Origin of the sequence: Candidatus Palauibacter polyketidifaciens, assembly GCF_947581785.1 — a bacterium.
Classification (GTDB): domain Bacteria; phylum Gemmatimonadota; class Gemmatimonadetes; order Palauibacterales; family Palauibacteraceae; genus Palauibacter; species Palauibacter polyketidifaciens.
Window position 1 is genome coordinate 1 of the sequence record NZ_CANPVO010000027.1, and the last position, 6,577, is coordinate 6,577.

8 protein-coding genes are annotated in these 6,577 nt (G+C 71.3%); all 8 read right to left on the bottom strand.

The features are described from left to right. Positions 1–222: 222 nt before the first annotated feature. Positions 223–1,560, bottom strand: a complete 1,338-nt coding sequence (locus RN729_RS08070) for a tyrosine-type recombinase/integrase (protein ID WP_310783502.1) — start codon at positions 1,558–1,560, stop codon at positions 223–225. 28 nt (positions 1,561–1,588) lie between these two features. Next, the gene (locus tag RN729_RS08075; protein ID WP_310783504.1) at positions 1,589–2,116 is read right to left on the bottom strand and encodes a hypothetical protein; all 528 of its coding nucleotides are present in this window, start codon (positions 2,114–2,116) and stop codon (positions 1,589–1,591) included. 8 nt (positions 2,117–2,124) lie between these two features. After that, positions 2,125–2,439, bottom strand: coding sequence for a hypothetical protein (locus tag RN729_RS08080; protein WP_310783506.1), 315 nt, complete (start codon positions 2,437–2,439; stop codon positions 2,125–2,127). A 20-nt stretch (positions 2,440–2,459) separates the two neighbouring features. Continuing rightward, a complete protein-coding gene (locus RN729_RS08085; protein ID WP_310783508.1) occupies positions 2,460–3,284 on the bottom strand; it encodes a hypothetical protein in 825 nt (274 codons plus the stop codon). Between the two features lie 87 nt (positions 3,285–3,371). Beyond that, positions 3,372–4,421 (bottom strand): zincin-like metallopeptidase domain-containing protein, encoded by a 1,050-nt coding sequence (locus RN729_RS08090; RefSeq protein ID WP_310783510.1) that lies wholly within the window; start codon positions 4,419–4,421, stop codon positions 3,372–3,374. After that, positions 4,418–4,627 (bottom strand): hypothetical protein, encoded by a 210-nt coding sequence (locus RN729_RS08095; protein ID WP_310783512.1) that lies wholly within the window; start codon positions 4,625–4,627, stop codon positions 4,418–4,420. The genes RN729_RS08090 and RN729_RS08095 overlap by 4 nt, the downstream gene beginning before the upstream one ends. Beyond that, entirely contained in the window at positions 4,624–5,616 is a 993-nt protein-coding gene (locus tag RN729_RS08100) for an ATPase, T2SS/T4P/T4SS family (protein WP_310783514.1), read from the bottom strand. Before RN729_RS08100 ends, RN729_RS08095 begins: the two co-directional genes overlap by 4 nt. Beyond that, positions 5,613–6,577: TraM recognition domain-containing protein (locus tag RN729_RS08105; RefSeq protein WP_310783516.1), on the bottom strand; the 965-nt coding region annotated here is incomplete at its 5' end. The genes RN729_RS08100 and RN729_RS08105, both read right to left, overlap by 4 nt.

Below are 6,577 nucleotides of genomic sequence, written 5' to 3' on the forward strand. Positions count from 1 at the left end.
GGGGATCGAAGGGGGCGGAGCACCCCTCGCCAGAGCTCCCGTGTTATACACGGGGTATGCTGGCTTGTCACCATAACAGTGGCAAGCCAGCCACGCGGGGCACCCGCGAAAACGTCCCACCGGGCACCGCCCGGAACAGCTTCGGCCGGACCGTCGCAGCCAAGCTCCTCGACCTCTTGGCCGCCCGCCTCGCGGACGGCGAGGGCGGACAGGCCGACCACGTTACTCCTCGGCGACGGCGGCGGCTTCTGTCGCGCCGCCGTTTTCCGCCCTGCCTCTACCCTTCGGAGACCCGAGATCGTCGATCTGACGCGATCCTGCGGCCCGCAGATTCCCCGAAATGCCTCCGAAACGGCCTCCGAGCCCCGTCTCGGGGTCAAATCGGCTCCGGGCGGCTCCCTGTTGGTGCGTGACGTACTCGCTCCACGCCTGCATGACCTCGGCGCGGCGCTCCAACAGGTCGGAGCGCTGGTACGCCCGAACGACCAGGCTCCTCGGGACGTGGGCGAGGCAGGCCTCCGCGACCTCCGCCGGGACGCCTGTCTCGGCCATCCACGACCGCGCGCTCGACCGGAACCCGTGAACCGTCGCGGCGACCCCGGCCCGTCGAAGCACACGCCCCGGCGCGTTCCTCGGCAACACCGCGCCGGTCCGCGACGGAAACACCAGCGACGAGTCCGGAGCCAAGGCAAGCGCCCGCTCAAGGACGCCGAGCGCGCCCGTGCTCAACGGAACGGAGAACTCGCGACCGGCCTTCATCCTCGACGCCGGGATCGTCCACACGCCCGCCTCCAGGTCGATCTCGTCCCACCGCGCCCCGCGCGCCTCTCCGGCCCGCACCGCCGTCAACGCGATCATCTCGACGCACGGCATCGCCGACGGGTGGATGTACTTCACCCCGCGAATCACCCGGAGCGCGGCCGCAACCTCCCGATGCGGCAGGGCGCGATAATGGGTGGGCGCATAGCCGTTCGCCCTCGGCAGCGCCGCGACCGCCCGGTCCACCGGGTCGTCCGGGCGGAGATTCTTCCCAACGCACCAGCGGAAGACCGCGGAGAACCGGCGCTTGGCCCTCCGGGCGGCGGCGGGCTTCGATGCCCAGATCGGCGCGAGGCACGCCAGCACGTCCGCGCTCGTGATCCGGTCCACAGGCTTGTCAAGCAGGGGCACGGCGTGGACGCGGAACGTCGCGGCCCACTCCTCGGCCACCGTGCCCCCTGCCTTCCAGCCGTCGCGGTGCAGCTCGATGGTGCGTTCGACCGCCTCGGCGAACGTGGGGACGCCGTGCCCGCGCGGATCGCCGCCGTGGCGGACCGCCCGGCTGTTGTCCAGCGCCTTGCGGCGCGCCTCGGCGAGCGTGATTTCGGGATACGGCCCGAGCCCGACCGAGGTGAGCCGTCCCTCGATCCGAAGCCGCTGGCGCCACGTCTTGCTGATGCGGCCGGCCTTGGTCCGGTGGACCCGGAGGCTCAGTCCCCGCCCGCCTCGGCCGTCGCCGTAGACGCCCGGACGGTTGATCGTGCGGACGAAGGCGGCGGTGAGCGTCCTGGGTCGTTTCATGGTGGGTTCCTTCCCATATGCGTATCACTTATTGCAACACTACACGGAGAAGAATACACGGGATGTTGATAAACTGCAAAGGATGTGGAAACTGCCGCAAGCGACGATAAACCAATGTACTATAGGATGTTACTGGACTACTGGCGGACGGCTGTGGATGGTACTGGAAGCTGTCAATGCAGTCGATGATGGACTGCACGATCTGCGCATTCGAAACTTCACTAGATCGCCGCTTCTCCGCCAGTCGCGGCTCGGCCGGTGCATGGGCCTTCCGGGGGAGGTCCTTCAGCGCGATCCTGGGTGCGCCGGGCCGCCCGGCGTTGGGGATCTTGCCATCGCGGACGAGGCGTCCCAAGTGGTCGGCGGAGTATCCGCTCTCGCGGGAAGCCTCGACCAGCGAGTAGGTGGTCTCGTCCCTCTCCACGAGGGTGGCGTCCAGCTCCTCCGCGCATCGTTCGAGCGCTGTGGCGGGGGTCTCGACCCCGTAGCGGCGCAGCCCCTTGGCCCGCTTGCGCCATGTGGCGGGCAGGCTCTCGACGGTCGGACGGTCTTTCATACGGCGTTTCACTCCCAGTCTCCTTCGGCGTCCCTGCGGAGCGCGTCGGTGAGGTCCTGGTCCCCTTCGCCGCGCCGGACGGACCGTTCGGCGAGGCCGACGCGGCTGCCGAGGTCGGCGAGCCCCGTGGCGCGCGCGACGCCGTAGATGGCGGCCGCGACGGTCACGACGGCGAACGCCGCGTGCAGCCCGACCGAGGCACCGTGCCGGGCGAGGATGAGCGCCCAGTGGGGCGCGAGGTACTCGAGGCGTGATCCGCCGAGGAGGAACGTGGCACCGGCAAGCGCGGCGGTGAGTCCGGCGCTGATCTTCCATGGCTGCATCGGCGAGTCCTCCGTGCGGGTCAGAGTTCGACGGAAGCCGGATCGCGGTCGGCGGGTCCCTTGAGCCAGGAACCGTCTCCGCCGGAGCCCAGGCCGAGGCACTTGAGCATGCCCGCCGCGGCCGGTCCGCTGGCGTGCACCCGGAACCCGGCGGCCGCCTTCGCCTTGACGGTCTCCTTGCTGTAGTTGCCGGACGCGACCTCGATGTTGACGCGGCCGGTTCGTCCCTCGGCGTCTTCGTACTCGATCTGCGCGTCGGGGTGCAGGACCCGTCCCTCGTCGTCGACGGGGAGGCCGAGTTCGCGTGCCATGCGGTGCCGCTCGGCGTCGGCTGCCCGCCTGCCCCTCTTCCGGCGCTCCGACTCGCTCGCGCGCGCGATGGCGCCCTTGAGTTCGGGGTCGAGCCGGACGCGCCGCACCCTGGCGCCCTGCTCGCGCAGGCGCTCCCGTTCCCGGGCGCAGGCGATGTAGACGGCGGTGTCGTGGCGGGCCTGTGCGTCCCGGATCCGGGGGATCCCGATCGCCTGCCCCCGGTCCATCCCCATCGCGGCGGCGTGCCTGCGGGCCTTGGCCACGCCCAGGGGAGTGAGGGTCAGGATCTTGAACGGGTTGCCGTTCGGTCCCGTCGCCGTGGTCTCGGTCACGAGGCCGTCGTCAATCCAGCCGTTGACGGCCCGGCGGGTGGTGTAGGGGTGCCCGCCGAAGCGGGTCTCAGACAGGTCGCGATAGGAGACCGCACCGTGGACGCCGATGTCGGTCAGCGCCCCAGCGCAGCGTTCGCGGAAGGAGATGGTGGACCCGCGCTCCCGGCCCGCGGCGTATTCTCGGCGGTGGCCTTTCCGCATCGGAAAGCGATTGCGGCTGGGTGGCGCGGCGGGGCGCGGGTCCGGTCCGGCCGTGCGGCCGAACGTCTCCTTGCCTCTCATCGGTCGTCAGCGGCTCGGCCCGGCGCCGCGCTGGGGCGTCGGCATCTGGGGCACGGGCACCTGGATCCGCTGAAGTCCGGGCGCGCGGGTGGCGGCCACGGCCATGGGTTCCCGAGTAGGCTGCGGGGTGTCCCGCGCCGTCTCCCGCTCGATGTGCCGCGCGAGCACGAAGTCGGACATCCTCTGCGCGTCGGCCGCGGCACGCCGGATCTCGCGCGGGTCCTCCTCGAGCGCCTGGACCCAGCCCTCGACGTAGGCCGCACCCCGGCTGGGGTCGTGGCCGACGCCGACGCGTTCGCCGGTCATCATGGCGCTGATCTCCGCCCGCAGCTCCTCGCGCGCGTAGTCCGGGGATCCGAACCCGTTCTTGATCCCTTCGGCGAGCGTCTCCCGGTCCATCCGCTCGGGGTGGCCGGTGCTGTGGCCCAGCTCGTGCAGCGCGGTCTGGTAGTAGTGGTTGGCGGACGGGAACTGGCCGCGCTCGGGCAGCACGATCTCGTCGCGCTTCATGTGGTAGTAGGCGCGGTCGCCCTGGACGTGGCGGATGGGCACGCCCGCGTCCTCCATGACCTTCTCGGCCTCCTGGTGCGCCTTCCACAGTGGCTCGGGAGTGGGGTTCGCGCGCTCCGGCAGCCCGTCGGCCTGCTCGGCGTTGAACACGGTGTACTGCCGCACGAACGGCGTCTTGAGCTTCTCGTAGCGGTAGACGCGCTTTCCCTCGGCATCCCGCCTCGGTTGGCCCTGTGCGTCCGTGACGGCGATCCGCTTGTGGTCCTGGAAGGAGAGGATGCGCGTGCCGGTCTCGCCCTTCCTGACCTGTCCGCCCCGCGCCTGGATCTGGCGGTAGGTGCCCCAGCGCACGTCGCCGTAGCCGTGCTCCTGCTGGGCGGCGGCGAGGTGCAGGCTGTTGCCGCCCCTGTAGGAGCGGTCGGTGTCCACGTTCATGGGCATGACGCGCTCGCCCGGCGCCCACGGCTTCTGCCAGGGCGCGGTGCCCTGCTTGATCTGCTCGATGATCGCATCGGCGAACTTGCGGTGGTATTCGTCGTGGTTCATCCGTCCACCTCCTCGCCGCCGATGGCGCCGTGCGGGTCGTGCCAGGCGGCCGCGATCTCGTCCTCGCTCCCCACGTCCTCGGGGAAGAGGCCGTACTCCTCGGCCATGTAGGCCGGGACTCCGAGCGTGTCGCCTGCGTCGCGCGCGAGCTCGCGGTCGAAGTCCTCGAACGTCTCGATGGGGATGGTGCTGCCGTTCCAGCTCATGGGTTCATCTCCTTCGGTGTGGGTTCTTCTCCCCGGCCCGCTTCAGGCGGCCCGGTGATCCAGTGGCCGGTGGCCGCGTCGTAGCCGCCGACCTCGAGCGCGTCCTCGACGAACCGCCTGCCTCCGCGGCGGGCCACGTGCAGGACGAGCGCGATCCCGTCGACGACGCCCCGGCAGGTCACCTCCCAGGGCAGCGCGTCCCCGGCCTGCATGGCGCAGCTCGCGAGCCGCGAGAGCGCGGAGCGCGCGTTGTTGGCGTGGATGGTGGTGAGCGATCCGCCGTGGCCGGTGTTGAGCGCCTGCAGCAGGTCGGCGGCCTCGCCGCCCCGGACCTCGCCGACGACGATGTGGTCGGGCCGGTGGCGGAGCGCGTGGCGCACCAGGTCGCGGATCTCGACGGGCGTCTCGGTGAGCGTGGCCCCGGCCTCGAACCGGACGCAGTTGGGGCTGTCGATCCTCAGTTCGAGGGTGTCCTCGATCGCAACGATGCGCTCGTCGTCGGGCAGCAGTTCGATCAGCGCGTTCAAGAGCGTGGTCTTGCCCGAGCCCGTGCCGCCGGAGACGAGGACGTTCCGGCGGCCGAGGAGCGTGGCCCGGGCGGCTTCGAGGATGTCTTCGGGCAGCGAGCCCAGGCGCACGAGATCCTCGGCCGAGAACGCGCGGCCCCCGAACCGGCGTATGGTGATGGCGACCTCGGGAGAAGCGGGCGGCGTGCAGATCGCAACGCGCGAGCCGTCCTCCAGCCGCGCGTCCAGGATCGGCCGCGCGGCGGGATCGAGCCCGAGCGGCCGGGCGATGTGGATGGCGGCGCGGTGGAGCCAGGCCGCGGTGAGGGCCGGAGCCTCGCGCGGCTCCAGTCTGCCGGCCCGCTCGACCCAGACGTTGCCGGGGCCGTTGATCATGATCTCGGAGACGTCCGGGTCCCCGAGCAGCCCCTCGAGGCCCGGCAGGAACGGAGTGAGGTGGCCGACCCCGCTCGCGCGCTTCATATCCGGCCTTCCTCGCGTTGCCGCCAGTAGCCCGTCTCCCTGGGCAGGTAATGGGGCTTCAGGTAGACGCGGGTGGCCGGAAGCGACCTGACGCCGTCGTACGGGAGGCAGACGGCCTGGTAGTTGGCAAGCAGCCCGAACTCGCGCGGCGTGAACACGGGCTCCCTCTGCCGGCGGAACGACTTGCTCGCGCCGATGGTGCCGCGTCCGCCTCCGGCGCGCCCGGACAGGAGCGAGAACTCGGGCCTGCCCGTGGTCTCGGTGAACGTGTAGGAGGCCTGCGTCTTCATGACGGAGCCGCACATCTCCGACGCGATCTTCGCCGACGCCTCGTCGGAGAGCGACAGGAAGATCCGGGTGCGGAGCGTCTGGACGAGCGTGCGCCACGCCTCGCCCGAGGGCAGCACGGAGCGGAGCGAGGAGATCGACTGGGTGGCCACGATCGGAACGCACCGGCACTGCCGGGTCAGCGCGAACGCCTTCTCGTCGCCCGAGGGGTCGTCCTGCCCGACCGTCGCGAACGCCTGGTACTCGTCGCAGATGAACACGGCGGGCCGCATGTAGCGCCCGGGACGCCGGGCGGCCTCGGCGGGCCGCCGGAGCAGCGCCTGCATCCAGGCGTTCTTGAGCAGCACGCCGATGGCGCGGGCGAGCGCCGGATTCGCCCCGGCGGGCATGTTGAGCGCCAGCACCTTGCCGCCCTCGATCAGGTCGCTGAGCGGCGGCAGCCGGCGCCGGAGGCCCGGCAGGGGCAGCACGTCGGCGGCGTCCGGTTCGGCGTCGGCGTCGTCGGCCGCAGCGCCATCCGTATGGCCGGACGCGGGAACGGACGGCGACTCCTCTTCGCCCGGCGGCGGCGGGCAGAACACGCCGGCGACCTCGGGCTGGTCGAAGAGCGACAGGAACACGCTGATGCCCTCGACGATCGAGGTGCGGAGCTTGGCGTCGAGCGCCATCCAGT

Bases quoted from the DNA above. Each gene is read 5' to 3' on its own strand.
- RN729_RS08090 (WP_310783510.1), bottom strand. From the start codon at position 4,421: ATGAACCACGACGAATACCACCGCAAGTTCGCCGATGCGATCATCGAG.
- RN729_RS08075 (WP_310783504.1), bottom strand. From the start codon at position 2,116: ATGAAAGACCGTCCGACCGTCGAGAGCCTGCCCGCCACATGGCGCAAG.
- RN729_RS08080 (WP_310783506.1), bottom strand. From the start codon at position 2,439: ATGCAGCCATGGAAGATCAGCGCCGGACTCACCGCCGCGCTTGCCGGT.
- RN729_RS08095 (WP_310783512.1), bottom strand. From the start codon at position 4,627: ATGAGCTGGAACGGCAGCACCATCCCCATCGAGACGTTCGAGGACTTC.
- RN729_RS08085 (WP_310783508.1), bottom strand. From the start codon at position 3,284: ATGCGGAAAGGCCACCGCCGAGAATACGCCGCGGGCCGGGAGCGCGGG.
- RN729_RS08100 (WP_310783514.1), bottom strand. From the start codon at position 5,616: ATGAAGCGCGCGAGCGGGGTCGGCCACCTCACTCCGTTCCTGCCGGGC.
- RN729_RS08070 (WP_310783502.1), bottom strand. From the start codon at position 1,560: ATGAAACGACCCAGGACGCTCACCGCCGCCTTCGTCCGCACGATCAAC.